This is a genomic window from Methanobrevibacter sp. TMH8 (genome assembly GCF_020148105.1).
In the GTDB taxonomy this organism is placed as follows: Archaea; Methanobacteriota; Methanobacteria; order Methanobacteriales; family Methanobacteriaceae; genus Methanobinarius.
In genome coordinates, this window is the sequence record NZ_JAHLZE010000023.1 from 55,691 (window position 1) to 73,804 (window position 18,114).

The 18,114-nt window shown below is 24.6% G+C and carries 12 protein-coding genes; 3 read left to right on the top strand and 9 right to left on the bottom strand.

Annotation, left to right across the window (positions count from 1 at the left end; genetic code table 11):
- Nucleotides 1–64: 64 nt before the first annotated feature.
- Complete coding sequence (uvrC, locus tag KQY27_RS05015) at nt 65–1,852, bottom strand: excinuclease ABC subunit UvrC (protein WP_224425481.1); 1,788 nt, start codon at nt 1,850–1,852, stop codon at nt 65–67.
- A gap of 431 nt (nt 1,853–2,283) precedes the next feature.
- Here uvrC and uvrB point away from each other — a divergent pair, with 431 nt between their 5' ends.
- A complete protein-coding gene (gene uvrB / locus KQY27_RS05020; protein ID WP_224425482.1) occupies nt 2,284–4,242 on the top strand; it encodes an excinuclease ABC subunit UvrB in 1,959 nt (652 codons plus the stop codon).
- A gap of 182 nt (nt 4,243–4,424) precedes the next feature.
- On the opposite strand, the gene KQY27_RS05025 is transcribed toward uvrB, so the two are convergent.
- From KQY27_RS05025 to KQY27_RS05035, 3 genes are all read right to left on the bottom strand, one after another.
- Nucleotides 4,425–5,189, bottom strand: coding sequence for an exodeoxyribonuclease III (locus tag KQY27_RS05025; protein WP_224425483.1), 765 nt, complete (start codon nt 5,187–5,189; stop codon nt 4,425–4,427).
- A gap of 315 nt (nt 5,190–5,504) precedes the next feature.
- Entirely contained in the window at nt 5,505–6,755 is a 1,251-nt protein-coding gene (locus tag KQY27_RS05030; protein WP_224425484.1) for a PD-(D/E)XK nuclease family protein, read from the bottom strand.
- A gap of 106 nt (nt 6,756–6,861) precedes the next feature.
- Entirely contained in the window at nt 6,862–9,318 is a 2,457-nt protein-coding gene (locus KQY27_RS05035; protein WP_224425485.1) for a DEAD/DEAH box helicase, read from the bottom strand.
- Between the two features lie 401 nt (nt 9,319–9,719).
- On the opposite strand from KQY27_RS05035, the gene KQY27_RS05040 reads away from it, so the two are divergent.
- Nucleotides 9,720–12,635 (top strand): DEAD/DEAH box helicase, encoded by a 2,916-nt coding sequence (locus tag KQY27_RS05040; RefSeq protein ID WP_224425486.1) that lies wholly within the window; start codon nt 9,720–9,722, stop codon nt 12,633–12,635.
- A gap of 214 nt (nt 12,636–12,849) precedes the next feature.
- The gene (locus KQY27_RS05045; protein ID WP_224425487.1) at nt 12,850–13,146 is read left to right on the top strand and encodes a hypothetical protein; all 297 of its coding nucleotides are present in this window, start codon (nt 12,850–12,852) and stop codon (nt 13,144–13,146) included.
- A gap of 152 nt (nt 13,147–13,298) precedes the next feature.
- On the opposite strand, the gene KQY27_RS05050 is transcribed toward KQY27_RS05045, so the two are convergent.
- The 5 genes from KQY27_RS05050 to KQY27_RS05070 form a co-directional block, all read right to left on the bottom strand.
- On the bottom strand, nt 13,299–13,664 hold the full coding sequence (locus tag KQY27_RS05050) for a zinc-ribbon domain-containing protein (RefSeq protein WP_224425488.1): 366 nt from the start codon (nt 13,662–13,664) through the stop codon (nt 13,299–13,301).
- Between the two features lie 262 nt (nt 13,665–13,926).
- Nucleotides 13,927–14,358 carry an ACT domain-containing protein gene (locus tag KQY27_RS05055; RefSeq protein WP_224425489.1) on the bottom strand — a complete coding sequence of 144 codons (432 nt, stop codon included), beginning with the start codon at nt 14,356–14,358 and terminating at the stop codon, nt 13,927–13,929.
- 113 nt (nt 14,359–14,471) lie between these two features.
- Complete coding sequence (locus KQY27_RS05060; protein WP_224425490.1) at nt 14,472–15,773, bottom strand: phenylacetate--CoA ligase; 1,302 nt, start codon at nt 15,771–15,773, stop codon at nt 14,472–14,474.
- Between the two features lie 433 nt (nt 15,774–16,206).
- On the bottom strand, nt 16,207–16,956 hold the full coding sequence (locus KQY27_RS05065) for a sugar phosphate isomerase/epimerase (RefSeq protein WP_224425491.1): 750 nt from the start codon (nt 16,954–16,956) through the stop codon (nt 16,207–16,209).
- Between the two features lie 585 nt (nt 16,957–17,541).
- Nucleotides 17,542–18,114, bottom strand: a 573-nt coding sequence (locus KQY27_RS05070; RefSeq protein WP_224425492.1) for an Ig-like domain-containing protein, incomplete at its 5' end; no start/stop codon positions are given.

Consider the following 18,114-nt stretch of genomic DNA (forward strand, 5'->3'; position numbering starts at 1 on the left):
TTAATTTAAATAGTATTAATGCTTATATTATTTTTAATAATCCTTTTTAATATTTTAATTTATTTTAATGAAAATTATCATAAACTGCCTTAGCTACTTTCTTATTAAGTCCTTTAACAGCCGATATTTCTTCAATAGTAGCATTTTTTATTTTTTCTATATCTCCAAAATGTTTTAATAAATTTATTTTTCTAGTTTTTCCTACACCTACAATATCGTCAAGTTCTGATCCTTCAATATTTTTTGATCTTAATTTTCTATGGTAAGTTACAGCAAATCTATGTGATTCATCTCTTACTCTTTGAAGTAAATGAAGTCCTTCATTATTTTGAGGAATTTTAATTGGATTTGAACTTTGTGGAACAAATATTTCCTCAAATTCTTTAGCTAAACCAATTATAGGAATATATTCTAGATTGTATTTTTTCAATACTTCTGTAGCTATCCCTAATTGGCCCTTACCCCCATCAATAAGTATAAGGTCAGGTTTTTCACATTTTATAGTTCCTTCTTCATCATCAGTACAATTAGCTAAAGGTTTCAATCTCCTACTTAATAATTCTCTCATCATCTCATAATCATTAGGTCCTGGAGTTTCTAGTTTAAATCTTTTATATTGTTTTTTATTAGGTTTAGAATCTAAAAATGAAACTTTTGATCCAACAGCTAATTTTCCAGAAATATTTGATACATCATATCCTTCAATTATTCTTGGAAGTTTTGGAAGTTTTAAATATTTTTTCAATTCGATCATAGCATTTTTCATTTTTTTCTTCTGTTTTTTAATGATTTCAGCATTCTTTGCAACCATTCGAATTAATCTAAGTTTACTTCCTTCTAAAGGAACAGAAATTTCCACTTTATCTCCTCTTAAATCACTTAACCAATCTACAATTAATATGAATTCTTCTTTATTTTTAATTTTTTCTTCGAGAATAATTTCTTTAGGAACATGCCTATTAATACCATAATACTGTTGTATAAAAGCAGATATAACTTCATTAGATTTGTTATTTTTAGCTCCACTCATTAAAAAATCATCTTTTCCATTGATTTTCCCATTTCTAATTGAAAAAACCACAACAATAGCTGAATCTCCATCAAAGGACATAGCTATAACATCTTGATCTAATTCATCTGCAAAATCAACAAATTGTTTTTCCATTACTTCAGCTATTGAAGCTATTTGATCTCTAAGTACAGCTGCTTTTTCAAAGTTAAAATTTTTGGATGATTCCTTCATTTCTTTTTCCAAGTTTTTAATTATTTCAGTATATTTGCCTTGGAAAAAAAGATCGATTTTATTAATTAATTTTTTATATTCATTTTTACTAATATTACCTGCACAAGGACCATAGCATAAATCAATTTGACAATTTAAACATGGACCATCCATCCTACGACAAGTTCTAATTTTAAATAATGATTTTAAAAATTTAACAGTTTGACGAACGGAACCAACATCAGTAAATGGTCCAAAATAGCTACCTGTTTTCCCTATGTTTCTTGTTATAATTAGACGTGGGAAATCTTCATTAGTTATTTTAACATAAGGATATCGTTTATCATCCTTAAGTCTGATGTTATATTTAGGTTTATGTTTTTTAATAAGATTTGCTTCAAGAATAAGTGCTTCTTTTTCACTATCTGTGATTATATACTCTAAGCTATTGAAATGGCTCATTAAAATTTTTGTTTTAGGAGTATCATATTTATCTTTAAAATAAGATTTCACTCTATTTTGTAATGATTTTGATTTTCCAATGTATATTATTTCATCATCAGAGTTTTTCATTATGTATATTCCAGGTTTCTTTGGAAGATCTTCTGGTGATTTAACTTTAGTTGACATAATTTAACTTTTTTATAATTCCATACAGATATCTTATTTTTAATTGTATTATTCTCTTAAAAAATTAGTTAAATGCTTTATTTATATATTATATTATTTTTTATTAATAAAAATTCTAGTTATACATTATATCTATACATTATATTTAAATTTTCTCAAAAATAATATCATAATTTTACATAACTATTATAATTACTATAATTATTTATAATTAGTTATCATTAACTAGGAAAACTTAGAAATATATTAAAATTTAAAATAAATTTTATGAAAGAATATATAAATATATTTTTATATATTAATTATTAGTAATATAAATCAATGAATTATAATTTAATTAATAAATTTTACATTTAATTATATATAAATATACATTAATATTGGATAATTATTATGTAATTATTATGTAATTTAAAAATTTAAAGGATATTATGAAAAAATTTGAAATTTCATCAGATTATAAACCTCTTGGTGATCAACCAAAAGCTATTAAATCACTTACAAATGGAATTAAAAAAGGATTCCATGAACAAACTTTACTTGGAGTAACTGGTTCTGGAAAGACTTTTACTATGGCTAATGTTATTGAAGAGGTTCAAAAACCAACACTTATTATTTCTCACAATAAAACACTTGCTGCTCAACTATATGAAGAATTTAAAGAATTTTTTCCAGATAATGCAGTTGAATATTTTGTAAGTTATTATGATTATTATCAACCTGAAGCTTATGTTCCAAGAACTGATACATTTATTGATAAAGAAGCTTCAATAAATGAAGAAATTGATAGAATGAGACATTCTGCTACACAATCTCTTCTTTCTCGTGATGATGTTATTGTTGTCTCAAGTGTTTCATGTATTTATGGTATAGGTTCTCCTGAAGACTATGGAGAGTTTGCACTTTCAATATCTAGAGGAGATATATTAGATAGAGGAGAAATATTATCTCGTTTAATTCATATGCAATATGAAAGAAATGATATTGAATTTGATACTGGTCAATTTAGAGTTAGAGGAGATGTAATTGAAGTTAATCCTGTTCATGGCACCCCTCCTATTAGAATTGAACTTTTTGGTGATGAAATTGATTCAATAGCTATTGTGGATAAAGTTACTGGTAAAAAAATTGAAAATCTTGAAAGATATACTCTTTTCCCTGCAAAACACTTTGTAGTAGCTGAAGAACGTATGAATAATGCTCTTAGAGATATTAGAGAAGAGCTTGATTCTCGTCTCAATGAACTAAAAATACAAAATAAATTAGTTGAAGCTCAAAGACTTGAACAAAGAACACGTTTTGACCTTGAAATGTTGCAAGAGATGGGATATTGTCCAGGTGTAGAAAATTATTCACTCCACCTTTCAGGAAGAACTTGGGGAGAAATGCCTTATACTCTACTTAAATATTTTCCAAAGGATTTTTTAACTATAATTGATGAATCACATGTTACTGTTCCTCAAATTAGAGGAATGTATAATGGTGATAGGGCTCGTAAAGAAACACTTGTTGAACATGGTTTTCGTCTTCCTTCAGCTAAAGAAAATAGGCCATTTAGATTTGATGAATTCGAAAAATCTGTTAATCAAGTCCTTTATGTTTCAGCTACTCCAGGTAGTTATGAAATGACTAGAAGTTTAAATATTGTTGAGCAGATTATCAGACCAACTGGTTTAGTTGACCCTGAAGTTATTATTCGCCCAGCTAAAAATCAAGTTGAAGATTTACTAGGAGAAGTTAGAAAAAGAATTGATAAGGACCAAAGAGTCTTAATAACCACTCTTACAAAAAGAATGGCTGAAGATTTAACTGATTATTATGCTAAAATTGGTATTAAGGTTAGATATCTTCATTCAGAGATTGATACTTTAGAAAGAATTGATATTATTGATGATCTTCGAAGAGGAGAGTTTGATTGTCTTGTAGGAGTTAATTTACTTAGGGAAGGTTTAGATCTCCCTGAAGTATCTCTTATAGGAATTCTTGATGCTGATAAAGAAGGTTTTCTTAGATCTCAAACATCCCTTATACAAACAATTGGAAGAGCTGCAAGAAATGTTGAAGGTCAAGTTCTGATGTATGCTGATGAAATGACTGATTCTATTAAAAATTCTGTTGATATTACAAATCAGAGAAGAAAAGTACAATTAGCTTACAATAAAAAACATAATATTAAACCTAAATCAACTTTCAGATCACTAAAAGAGAAAAAAGAAGAAGTTAAATATGATAAAAATGCAGCTGATCTTAAGAAAATCCCTAAAGATGAACTTAGAATGTTAATAAAGGATCTAGAAGAAGATATGAAAGATGCTGCATCTAATTTAGACTTTGAAAGAGCTGCTAAACTGAGAGATCAATTAATAATTATAAAAGGAATAAGAAAATAGATGTTATTTAATTAATTCAAAATTTAATATAGTATAATTAAAATTAGAAGCATCTCATATTAGTCTAAATTTTTGACTTCCAGATAACTTCCGGATAAAAAATAATATTTTATTATAATGAATTAATTTAAAATATAAAAAATAAATAAAAAATTAGTATTAAGATATATAATTAATAATAATTAAATATCTAAAACAAGTTCTATAGGTACATGTTTAGAACCTTCGATTTCAGACAATATTTTAGATTCTTTAATAGAATCTTTTAGATTTTTTGAAACAAAGAAATAATCTAAACGAGAACCTTCACCTGACTCTTTAGTTTTTTGAGATTTCCAGGCTGAAAAAGTAGTTTCATCTGGATTGATTAATCTGAAAGAATCTACAAAACCAATTTCTTCTATCTTATCTAAAATAGCTCTTTCTTCTTCTAAAAATGTTACAGTTTTTGCTGATTTTTCTGGATCACTGATATCTTTTTCACTATGAGCAATATTAAAATCTCCAGCTATTATAACATTATCATCTCTATGTTTTTCAGCGAAATTAAGTAATTTATTAAAAAATTCTAACTTAGCTTCTTTATTAGCTTTAGATCCTGTTCCAGTAGGAGCATAAATATGAATCAAGCTAAAATTATCAAATTTAAAATTTTGAACTTTCATTTTTAATGAAGTATCTGGAACATCAAAAAATTTCTTTACTAAAACTGGTTTAATTTTTGAAAATGTAGCTATTCCTCCAGACCTAGTTGATTCACCTGGAGTGAAATAAGAATTATAACCTTCAATATTTTTTAAATTAGTATCTAATTGATCGTATTTTGCTTTTGTTTCTTGAAACAATATTATATCTGGATTTTCATCAAAAATTGGATTTAATTCTTTATTTTTAGCTCTAGTTCTGATTCCATTGATATTCCATGATATAAGTTTAACTTTACTCATATTCTGCCTTCCAAATTAGTATATTAATAAATTTATATTTAATTTTTATAAAAGTATAGAATTTATACTGAAATTCTATTCAATAAAATTCATATTAAGAATAATATCTATTTTATCATTATTAACTATTACTATTCAATTTAAATTTTAATAATAATATAAATTTTAAAATTGTTACAATAAAAATAATTTTATAATCAAAACAAATCAGAATTAATTATATAATAAAAATAAAATCAATTTAAGAATTTAAGGTGAAAAAATGAAATTGAAGAATTTTAAAGAATAAAGAGGAATAAAAATAATAAAAGAATACTAAGGAATTTTAAATTCATTTAAGTTGGATTTATTACAAAAGGTTTTAAAATCACAAGCATCACAAGTTCTTTTATCTCCTTTTGCTTCCCAAGCATTTTTGATAGGAGTCCCATTTGTTTCACTTATAATTGAATTTTCTATATCATAAACAACATTATCAAAGTTTTTAAGAGCAGTTGAAATAGATTCTTCTTCGATAGCAATAGTTCGTACTGACCTATCTTTTTTAAAGTTATCTGATAATTTAATATAGTTAACTTCATTTTCATCCCACTCTAATATTCTAGATTCTTCTGATGGAGTAATTTTCACATCATTATTCCCATCTATGATATCTTGTTTAATAGCTATTAAATCCTCAGTTGAAGGAACAAGTTCATTTAAATAAAAAATTATCCCAGCAATCACAGGTTTAGAATCATTTTGTTTGGATCTTAGCCAAGAATAAGTTAATAATTGCCATTTATGATATTTCCAATTATGAGATTTTAATGGAGGTCTCTTCATTCCCTTATAGTCAATAATTATTTCATATTCATCAGAATCAAATGAATTTAATATTCTTGAAAAATCTTTATCTTTTTTTAAATAATTAATTATACTATTATTATCATCATCAGCATTTTCATCAATTCGCAGGGAACTTATAACATCAATTACTCCATTTATACCATAATAATTTGACCTACTTTTATTATTATCAAAATTAGGCATAGGTCTTTTACCTTTAATTAAAACTTCAGCTGAATCAATTAATGGAAATAAATCAGGACCCCATACATTTATGGAAGATTCAGCTCTTGCACTATATAATAATTTATGAGGATGATTTTCATCTTTACATAAACCTATTGAAGAGCTAATATCATCGTCTTTATTGTTTTTATTATCATTTTTATTAATATAGTCTTCTTTTTGATATTTACAAAAATAAGCTAAAGGAGGATAAAGTCCCCTTGCCCTTAATCTCAAATCAATCATTTCTTCAATAGGACGTATATCTTCTTTCCAATCCCAAGGAAATCTTTTATCTAATCCTTTATCTTTATTATTTTTCCATTTAAGAAATGATTCTTCCATTACTCCATGAATAAATTCTCCAAACCATAATTGTATAGGCATAGAAGGAGGTAAAGTTCCTCTATTTTGGTATCGATATTGAAGATTACATGTTAAAAATGATAATAAGTCCCCAGTTAAGCTATATTCTGGAATCATATATGATTTAGACCTTGGAGATAATTTCATTTTTTCACCTTAAATTCTTAAATTGATTTTATTTTTGGAGTATTAGTTAATTCATTATAATTGATATATTATTAAGTTATATAAATTCATTTAATTAAGTTTTAAATTAAATTAGATAAATTTCATCAAATCCTATAAATTCTTCATCTCTCTTCCAACCTAAAGCAATGTTAGGTATTTTCATTTCTTTATCATTGGCAATGTATCCATCAATAGCTGAATTCAAACCAACTAGCAATAAAACATCTTGAGCTCTTGAAAAAGCAACAAAATATAAACGTGTTAAATCATCAAAAGCTCTATCTTTAGGATCTCTATCCCCAGTTCCTAAGGGACTATATGGTCTAATTTTATCTTCAAGATTTGATGATTTACCACCTTCTTTAGGAAACCTTAAAAATGATGTTTTTACTCTGTTTTTTTGGAATCTAGATCCTACATCAACTATAACAAGTGGAAATTCTAAACCTTTTGATTGATGAATAGACATTATATTAATTCTATTATTAGGTAAAGTATCTAAAAGATTTTCATCAATTGAGACTCCTCCAGTAGCTATTGGAACAAAAATATTCCAAATAGCTTCTTGTACAGAATTTCTTTCTAGAAGTTCATTTTTAAAATGAATTTGAGCAGAATATTCATTGAAAAATCCAGTTTGAGTAATTGTCTGAGCAATAGCTTCAAGATAAACAACACCTTCAGTATCTTCTTGTAGTTCATCAATCCAAGTGATTAATTTATAAGCAAGTTCAATTAAACTTGCATTATCGGGCCATATATTAGGGTTATGTGCAAAAGGTCTTCGTGTTTTCCAACAATTCACAAAGTCTTCCAATGAAACAGGTCGAACAGGTTCAGGGTTAGTAGTTATATATTCAATAGCTAATTTCCGCCACTTATTCATGTTTCTTTCAGCTAACTTAGGAATTTTTTTAATAGATTTTTGAAACTTAGCTTCTGGATCTATACATTCAAGAATTAATCCACAAAAAACTCCCACGGATTTTAATGCCTGAAGATCCTGACCTCGAGGATTAAAAACTTCAACAGGGTTTTTAAAGTTCATTAAATTTTTTCTAAGATAATAAGGAAATAGCTGATTTCCATATGACATTTCTTTAGGAGAATAAGTTAAAATAGCTATATCTGACGGAGATCCTTCTTTTTCATCAAGTTTTAGACTTATAAATTCATTTTTAACTGCTTTATCTTTTAAGTCATTATAACCATTAGATTTATTAGACTTTAAAACCCTTTTTATTTTCTTTTTAACATTCTTTCCATGAGTTAAATCTTTAATTAATATTGATAAATCTTTAGCTAATATTTCTTGATTTTGTCTAAACATTCCCAAAACAGGAACAGATTTTTGATTACTCACTTTATTAAGCTGAATTTGTTCTTTATCAGCAAAATCTTCATTATTAACTCTAGAAAATTCAATTTTAGGTTTTTCTTTCACACGAGCAGATTGATAATCTTCATCTAATTCAACAAAACGATTACATAAATTAACAATATCTTCACTAGATCTGTAGTTATGAGATAAATTCACTTCAATTACATCGATATTTAATTGTTTTTTTGCTCTTTCAATGAAATTAGTGAATAAATCTACAGTAGCTCCTCTAAAACGATACAAGGATTGATCATCATCTCCAACTACAGTAACATTTCCACCATTTGATAAAGCTGATTCAGCTAATTTAAAGTAGATTTTTTCTTGAAGTAAATTAGTATCTTGATATTCATCTATTAAAACAATTTTAATTTCTTTTAAAAAAATATCTAATTTTCCAGAACTTAACCAATTTAAAAATTTAGATTCTAACATTGAAAAATCAAGTATATTTCTTTTTTTAAGCTCATTGAAATAATCAGATATAGCCTCCAAAGCTATTTTTGAACCTTCTGAATTTTCATTCATAATTAGCTCTTTAAAATCAACTTGATCATAATATAGTCTATTTTTAATATCTAATAATAGATTACTCATTGTAGAAGGATTTTTAACTTCTTCAGTAGAATTAATAGTTCCTAAATATTTTTGCAAATCTTTATCTAAATATCTATCTTTATTAAATAAACCTGAGCTAATCATAGCTGAATTAGAAACAAAATCTTCAATAACTGCAGGTAAATTTGTTCCAGGATCCCTATGTATTCTAAGTATCTCTTCAGCTATACTATCAATAGTACCAGTGATTATCTGATTAAAGTCAATTCTATTAAGTTGATTAATCTTTTTTTTATCAGTTAGCGTTTTATAAAGATGTTTTTTGATTTCATCTCCCCAACTTAATATTCTTGAATTAAGTTCATTAGCTGCTTTTCGTGTGAAGGTAGTAGCTAGAATCTCATTTGGATTAATATCATCAACAAATATGAATTTTAAAATCTTCAATACCATAACTGTGGTTTTCCCTGAACCAGGCCCAGCTACTATAAATAAAGACTGGTCTTTTTCAGATGAAATTGCTTTTTGTTGATCTTTATTTGAAGAGATATCTCTTTTTAATTCATTAACAACAATATTTTCAAATTGAGAATAGCTAATCATATTATCAGTAAATATTTAAAGATATTTCAAGATTATTAAGAATATTTATAAAATATTTAAAAATATTTTTATTATATTTATTTCATATTTTATATTATAATTTTATATTATTACTTTTATTAATAATATTTATTTATATTGATAATATCAATTATAATATCAATTATTTCCAAGCTAATGAAAAGTATTATTTTTAATATTCAAGAAAATCTTTAAGTAAAGTATTTATTTAATTATACACTAATGTTTTATCATAATATAATATTTTAATATATTTTAGGATAGCTATTAATTTTAACATTTATAGTATAATCCTAATAATAAAATAAACATTAAAAATTCAAAATATATTAAAATATGGAATTTTTTTATTATATATTATAAAATAATTATTGATTATTATGAAAAAATTAGCTATTGATAAATTTAAAAACGATATTAGATTTCGTCAAAAAATAGCTCATATTGAAACAATACCTGGAAAAAAAGCTATTTATAGAGAATTGACACATCCTCATCAAAAAATAGCTAATTATCTTGAAAATAAAAAAATTAAGCTTTATAAACATCAAACTCTTGCTTATAATAAAATCCAAAATGGAAAAAACATTATAATTACTACACCTACTGCATCTGGTAAAACACTTGCTTTTAATCTACCAATAATGGAAACAATGATTAAAAATAAAGATGCAACTGCAATGTATATTTATCCTGCAAAAGCTCTATCTAATGATCAATTAAATATTTTAAAAGATCTTGAAAAAGATCTAGATTTAAAAATTAAACCAGCTACTTATGATGGTGATACACCAAAAAATAAAAAATATGGGATTCGACAGAATTCCAGAATAGTTTTAACAAATCCTTATCAAATACACCATATTCTTTCTTGGCATCACCAATGGAACCGATTTTACAGTAATTTAAAATATATTGTAATTGATGAAGCTCATTATTATAAAGGAGTTTTTGGATCTAATGTTGCTTTTTTAATAAGGAGATTGAAAAGAATAGCTAATTTTTATGGTTCTTCCCCTCAATTTATTCTTTCATCAGCTACTCTTGCAAACCCAGTTGAACTTGCAAATAAGCTTGTAGGTGAAGATTTTCATTTAATTGATAAAGATACCTCTCCAAGTGGTGAGAAAGATTTTATTTTTTATAATCCATTTTATAAAAATGTGAAAAAAAATAGAGTTATTGATGAAAACAAAGGAAATTTTGATGAGCAATTTATTGAAGATGCAATAGCTAAAGATATAATAGCTAATGATAATGATAAAGGAGAAAAAATTACTGATGGTTTATCAATTCACCAAGAAACTGAAATGATTTTATTGTATCTACTATTAAAAGATATACAAACACTTTGTTTTACTGTATCACGAAAGATAACTGAATTAATAGCTATGTGGGCTAAAAAAGACATGGCACAATATAAAAGACCTTTAGCTGAAAAAATAACTGCATATAGAGCAGGGTATTTAGCTAGTGAGAGAAGAGAAATTGAAGAGGGATTAAAAAGTAGAAAATATCTGGGGGTTACTTGTACAAATGCTCTTGAGCTTGGAATTAATATTGGGTCACTTGATGCAGTTATAATTTCAGGATATCCTGGAACAATGATTTCTACATGGCAACAAGCAGGACGAGCTGGAAGAGAAAATCAAAAATCTATTGTTATATTGTTAGCTTTTGAAAATCAGCTTGATCAATATTTTATGAAAAATCCTGAGTTTTTCTTTGATAAGCCTCATGAAAATGCAATAGTTGATTTAAATAATAAACTCATTGCTAAATCACATTTATTATGTGCAGCTAATGAACTTCCTATTAAAAAAGATGAAATTGAATCAATTTTTAACATAGAAGAAAATAGTATAAATAAACTCCTTGAAAGTAAAGAATTGGTAAAGAATAAAAGAGAACAATATATATACCATGATGATGAAGCATCATTTAAACATTCTTTAGATCAGCTATCTAATGATTCATTTAAAGTTATGGTCATGAATAGATCTAATAGTACTAATAACACTTCAAATGATAGTAATGCAAATGATAATACTGTGAATGATAATACTGATAATAATTATAAAAATAATAAAAAGAGTAATTACAATCAAAATCTTCTTGAAACAATGGAAAGAGCTCAAGTATATAGGGAAGCTCATGAAGGTGCAGTTTTGATTAATAAAGGAGAAACATATATTGTTAACAATGTGGATTTACACTCCAAATATGTAAATGTATATAAACAAGCTGTTGATTATCATACTATTGTTTTAAAAGATGTTGATATTAAGATCAAATCTAAGATAAAAAATGAAAAAGTTGGAGATTTTACTGTTCATTTTGGAGAATTAGAGGTTTCAGAAGATTTCCATAAATATAAGAAGATGCATTTTTCAAAATCTTTGGGAACTTTTAATTTAGACCTTCCACCATTAAAGTTTAAAACAAAAGGAATTTGGTTTACAATTCCTGAAAAAATTAAAGATATACTTGAAGATAAATTTGAAGAAAATGATGTTTTTGCTGGAGGACTTCATGGTGTAGAACATGCTATTATTGGCCTTTATCCCCTTCATGTTATGTGTGATAGATTTGATATAGGAGGTCTTTCAACTAATTACCATCCAGATACTCAAGAAGCTACAATATTTATTTATGATGCTTATGAAGGGGGAATTGGAATCTGTGAAAAAGCATTGGAAGTTTTCAATCAACTTGTACAGTCTACAAAAAGTCTTATCGACACTTGCCAATGTGAATCTGGATGTCCATCATGTATATACTCTCCTAAATGTGGAAATGAAAATAAACCACTTCACAAGGATGCTACTAGCTATATTTTAAGTTATATTGATAATGAAACAAATTTTGAAGAGCAAAATAATATTTTGAATAAAATTAATCAAATTGATCTAAAAAATTCTAATATTGGTTATAATATTACTAATGAAAAGAATATTGAAGGAAATATAAGTAAAAATAATGATATAAGTAAAAATTCTAAAATTAATACTAATGAGAATAATAAACTCCAATCAGACTTTAAAGAAGCATTAAAATTTATTAAAGAAAAAAATTATAGCTTTGCAAAAGATATATTAATTTATATAATTGATAATGATTCTAATAATTCAGATGCTTGGTATCTTTTAGGATTGATATTAAATGAACAAGGAGATTCTAAAGGAGCTTTGAAATTTTTAAGAAAATCTTTAATAATAGACCCTTCAAATGAAAATGCCCATGAATTAACTGAAATTATAAAAAGTGAAAGAATTATTAATTTAAGTGAAAATTGAATAAGATAATATCAAATATTATAAAAAATTTAAAATATTATATATTTATAAAAAATTTAAAAAATTATAATATTATATAATATTTTATGTAATTTTATATAATTTTATCTTATAAAAAAATTATAAAAAATAAATAGAGTAAAAATATAAAAAATAAAAATTAAAATAATAATATAGATGAAACTGATAAATAATAGTAATAGGACAAGATATTATGTCAGATGAGAAAAAAAATGAAATTAAAGATGAAATAATTAATAAAATTAATAATATCTTGATTGAAAATGATATTCCAGAAATTCATAATCTTACTGTTATTAATTTAAATTATCAAACTTCATTTTTAGGAAATATAGCTGTTTTAGATTATAATAAATTAGATAAAGTAGAAAATCAATTAAATAAACTTTTCAAAGAATATTCATCATATTCAGTTAGAACTGAAGAAGTTATTTCTTGTTGTAAACCAGCTTATAAAAATATTAGTTTTAAAATCAATATAAATAAATAATTGAAATATTAATTAAATAAAAATTAGAAGATTATACAAATAAATAAAAAAATATTATTTAATAAAAATTGAAATATTATAAAAATAAACATTGACAATATTAATTAAATTATTGTTTTAATATTCCAATAAAATGTTCTAATAAACATGTTTCAATTAGCATTAATAGTTCCTTCATTGATGCCTTTAGCAGTATTATAAGCATCATATATAGCATATATCCATAAAACTACTCCTATAATTGGAGGAATAATTAAAAAGAACAATGCAATACATATATAAGATACAATTAAAAGAATTAATCCTTTAGCTATTTCTCCATTATATATTTGCCCTAATCCAATTATTAAAAATGATAAAACAGCAGCTAAACCAGGATTTTTCTCATTTTTTACAACAACTTGAGGTTCATATGTTTTTGTTGTTTCTTCCTCATCAAGGATTTTAGTTCCACAATTAGAACAAAATTCACTCCCATCTTCAATTTTTTGACCACATTCAGTACAATATCTATCCATATTAACACCTTGTGCAATATTTTCATATGTCTCTAATTTTCAAATATTCCTATGTCTCTAATTTTTAAATTCAAATATATTATACAAGTATATTATACAATAATTTCTAATATAATATAATTAATATAATGTTAATAATTTATGATTATATAATTAATATAATTATATATTGATTTAACTATATATTTTTAACGATTTAATGAATAAATGATTTAATTTAGTCTGAATTGGTTTATATTAAAATTTATATAAATAGTAATATTTATAAATTATAAACTTCTTCTGGAGGAACTATAGAAACGTTATTTTCTTTCAAAACTTTTAAAAGTAAATTTAAATCATTAGATTGAAGTAACAATATTGCTTTTTCTGTTTTTTCATGAGTAAATGCATATAAATATTCAAGATTAATATTATTATCATTTAATATTTTTAAAACAGTAGCAAGACCTCCTGGAGTATCATCTAATTCAATTCCAGCAACTTCAATAATTTTTACAATAAAATTATTATCTTCAAGAATCTTTTTAGCTTTTTCAGGATCTTGAACAATAAGTCTTAAAATTCCAAATTCAGAAGTATCAGCTAATGATAATGCCCTAATGTTTATTCCACCAATAGCTAATGCATCCAATGCATTCCATAATCTTCCTTCTTTATTTTCTAAGAATATTGATAATTGACTAATTTTCATCTTAATTCTCCTTTATATAAATTCAAAAAATCCTTTTTATTATTCAATATTATTCAATTAATTTAAAATTTATATAATTTATAAATTTTATAAAATTTTTAATCTAAATCTAATTAATGTAAATTCCTTTTATCTATTACTCTAACAGCTTTACCTTCACTTCTTGGAATGCTTTTTGGTTCAACAAGAGAAACTTTAACTCTTAAACCAATTTCATTTTCTATATAATTCTCAATTTTCTTTTTAATATTTACCATTTCTTTAACTTCATCAAAGAAAATATCTGGAGAAGCTTCAACTTTTACTTCAATTTCATCCATTAAATGTGGCCTAGTTACAATTATTTGATAATGAGGTTCAACATTTTCAATTTTAAGTAATGCTTTTTCGATTTGTGAAGGGAAAATAGCTACTCCTTTAACTTTAATCATATCATCAGATCTACCAGTAATTCTTTCCATTCTTACAAAAGTTCTTCCACAATCACATTTTTCATGATAAAGAGAGGTAATATCTTTGGTTCTAAAACGGATTATCGGCATCCCTTCACGATTAAGATTAGTTAATACTAGCTCACCTCTTTCACCTTCATTAAGAGGATTACCAGTTTTTGAATCAATAATTTCAGGTAAAAAATAATCTTCAGAAATATGTAATCCTTTTTGAGAAATACATTCAACAGCTACACCAGGACCCATAATTTCAGTAAGGCCATAAATATTGAAAGCAGGAGCATTAAATTCACTTTCAATTTTTTCTCTCATTTCTTTAGTCCACATCTCTGCACCAAATCCAATAGCTTTTAAACCAATAGATTTTGGATCAATTCCTTCTTCTTTAGCTACTTCCGCCAAGTAAAGACCATAAGAAGGAGTAAAAATCATCACTGAAGTTCCAAAATCGCTCATAATCTCAATTTGCCTTCTTGTTTGACCAGTTGAAATTGGAACAACAATAGAACCAACTTTTTGAGCACCATAATGAACTCCGAATCCTCCAGTAAATAGACCATAACCATGAGTATTTTGAATAATATCTTCTTCATCAACACCCATCATAGTAAGTCCTCTTGCCATTATTTCACTCCAAATTTCAAGATCTTTTTTTGTATATCCAGAAACAACTGGCTTTCCAGTAGTTCCAGAAGAACTATGGACTTCAATTATATCTTTTGGAGGAACAGCAAACATTCCAAAAGGATAACTTTCTCTAAGATCATCTTTTGTAGTAAATGGAAGTTTTATTATATCTTCAAGTGTTTCAATATCTTCAGGAAACACACCTAATTCAGTATATTTTTTATTATAATATGGTACACATTCATAAGCTTTTTTAACAGTTTTTTGTAGCTTTTTTAGTTGAATTTCTCTTAAATCCTCTCTAGACATACATTCTGCTTCTTTATTCCATATCATATTTTTACCTACAAATAAGAGTCATTTAAATTAAGTTAAATTAAATTATCATTAAAAATTTATTATTATTATTATTATGAGTATTTATTATTATTTATAATTATTATATATCATCATTATTTTATAATTATCATAATTTTTCATAATTTTCATAATTTTTATATTATTATAAAATAATGTTTATCTATTTCTAAACAGTTATCTATTTCTATTATTAAATAGAGTTATAAATATAATTATTCTTTGTTTTATTAAAGGATATTAATTAATTTTAGTATTTATTAATATTTTATTATTTTCTATTTATTCTTATATTTTAATTTTAAAAATATTTAATTTAATGATATTAAACAATTTATATTAAATTTTCATTACATTCTAATTTTTATTTATTCCTATTAAAAAATATTCAATTTTTAAATATCCAATACTTTTAAATATTCAATTTTTTTAAATATTCAATACTTTTAATAACTGATTCCATGTTATTTACTTCAATAACATATATTCCATCATATTTATTTTTCTCAAAAATATCGATAATAGTTTTAAAATCAATAGATCCTTCACCTAAACCATAGTGCATATCATGATCATGGTTATTATCTGATAGATGTATGTGTTTAACTGAATCAAAATACATTTGATTTTCTGAAAACCCAGTAACAGCACCATGACCAATATCAAGAGTCATAGACATATCCAAATTGTTCAATAATTTATTTAATTCATTAATATCTTTATAAAGAAAACTATCAATATTTGGCATATTCTCAACAGCTAAAGATACACCATTATCTTTTGCATAATTATCTAAAGTTACAAGTGATTCACGGCACTTAGCTAAAACTTTGTCAAGATGATTACGAGCCAAAAAAGGAACAGATCCTGGATGAACTACAACAATATCACTATCAAGACTATTAGCTAAACCAATAGATTTAACAATCTCATTAATAGAAGTCATTTGAATTGATTTGTTTAATGAAGCTATATTTAAATCAATTATAGGAGAATGAACTGTATAAGTAAAATTAAATGAATTTAAAAGATCAGTATCAATGTTAGAATTTGGATATTCTAGTAATATTTCAATATAATCTATATTCAATTCTTCAAGAATTTTTAAATTTTCATATAATTCATTATTATTGATAGCTAAAGTTGATACTCCTATTTTCATATTATCACTTATTAATCTGCTTATCCATCGATTAGTATATTTAAATTAATTTATTAAATAAATCATTAAGTTAATCCATTAAGTTAATCTATATAAAATTAATTCTATTGTAATTAATTCATTTTATGCTAATTCATTTTATAGATACTTCATTTATAATATTGTCTAATATTACTTAATAATATTACTATTCACAAATAAATATTCTAATTAAATAGAGTTTTTATATACATATATATTTATAAATATTAAAAAAATTATCTAATTAAAATTAACTACAAAATAAATAAAAAAAATATAAAATCAATTGAATATAAAAATAAATAAAATAAAACAGAGGAGGACTCATATTTTTTTCTTTTTTGCTTTTATTATTAATAAGAATTTCACATAACCTAAAAAGAATATACAATGAAACAAATAAAAACAACCCATATAAATCCCTAAATCTCAAAAAAGAAAAGAAAAAAATTTTATGAATCGTCATCAATTTTTTAAAAAAAAAGTGAAACTAATAAAAAAATAAAAAAATGAGATATGAAAGTTAATCATATCTCAAATAAATTATTTATTTTTGTTTTTTGTTTAATGTTTTAAGCTAATTGATTTTTTGTTGTTAGCTAATATTATTTCTTTGTTTATGTTCTTTGGATCTACTTGGAAATGTGCTATGCAGTATCTGTGATTTGCCCTGTCGGGGAAGTAGCTGAGGATGATTGATATTTTCTTACCTGGTGCTATTGGTTTGATTTTGATGTATTTAGTTTTGATTTTAACTCCTTTTCTCATATGGAAAAGAGCTAAAACAGTAGCTTTAGATTTTAAACTTCCAGTATTGGCTATTGTAACTCTATATGTTGATATTCTTTTCTTAAAAGACAATTTTTTGATTGATGTGATTCCTAAGTCTGTTTTAGGGTTGACTTTTTGTATTTTTGAAATAGTTAGAGCTTTGTAGTTGTTGTCTCCTGTGAATTTTACAGAGAATTTATGTTTTCCTCCTTTTAAACCAGATATTTTGAAGACAGCTATTCCTTTATTATTTGTAGTTGCTGTATAAGTTCTCTTGTTAATAGTTAATGAAATCTTTTTACCTTTCAATATGTTTCCATCAGTATCTTTTAAAGTTACCTTTATGTTTGTTTTTTCACCTTGATT

Bases quoted from the DNA above. Each gene is read 5' to 3' on its own strand.
- uvrC (WP_224425481.1), bottom strand. From the start codon at position 1,852: ATGTCAACTAAAGTTAAATCACCAGAAGATCTTCCAAAGAAACCTGGA.
- uvrB (WP_224425482.1), top strand. From the start codon at position 2,284: ATGAAAAAATTTGAAATTTCATCAGATTATAAACCTCTTGGTGATCAA.
- KQY27_RS05025 (WP_224425483.1), bottom strand. From the start codon at position 5,189: ATGAGTAAAGTTAAACTTATATCATGGAATATCAATGGAATCAGAACT.
- KQY27_RS05030 (WP_224425484.1), bottom strand. From the start codon at position 6,755: ATGAAATTATCTCCAAGGTCTAAATCATATATGATTCCAGAATATAGC.
- KQY27_RS05035 (WP_224425485.1), bottom strand. From the start codon at position 9,318: ATGATTAGCTATTCTCAATTTGAAAATATTGTTGTTAATGAATTAAAA.
- KQY27_RS05040 (WP_224425486.1), top strand. From the start codon at position 9,720: ATGAAAAAATTAGCTATTGATAAATTTAAAAACGATATTAGATTTCGT.
- KQY27_RS05045 (WP_224425487.1), top strand. From the start codon at position 12,850: ATGTCAGATGAGAAAAAAAATGAAATTAAAGATGAAATAATTAATAAA.
- KQY27_RS05050 (WP_224425488.1), bottom strand. From the start codon at position 13,664: ATGGATAGATATTGTACTGAATGTGGTCAAAAAATTGAAGATGGGAGT.
- KQY27_RS05055 (WP_224425489.1), bottom strand. From the start codon at position 14,358: ATGAAAATTAGTCAATTATCAATATTCTTAGAAAATAAAGAAGGAAGA.
- KQY27_RS05060 (WP_224425490.1), bottom strand. From the start codon at position 15,773: ATGATATGGAATAAAGAAGCAGAATGTATGTCTAGAGAGGATTTAAGA.
- KQY27_RS05065 (WP_224425491.1), bottom strand. From the start codon at position 16,956: ATGAAAATAGGAGTATCAACTTTAGCTATCAATAATAATGAATTATAT.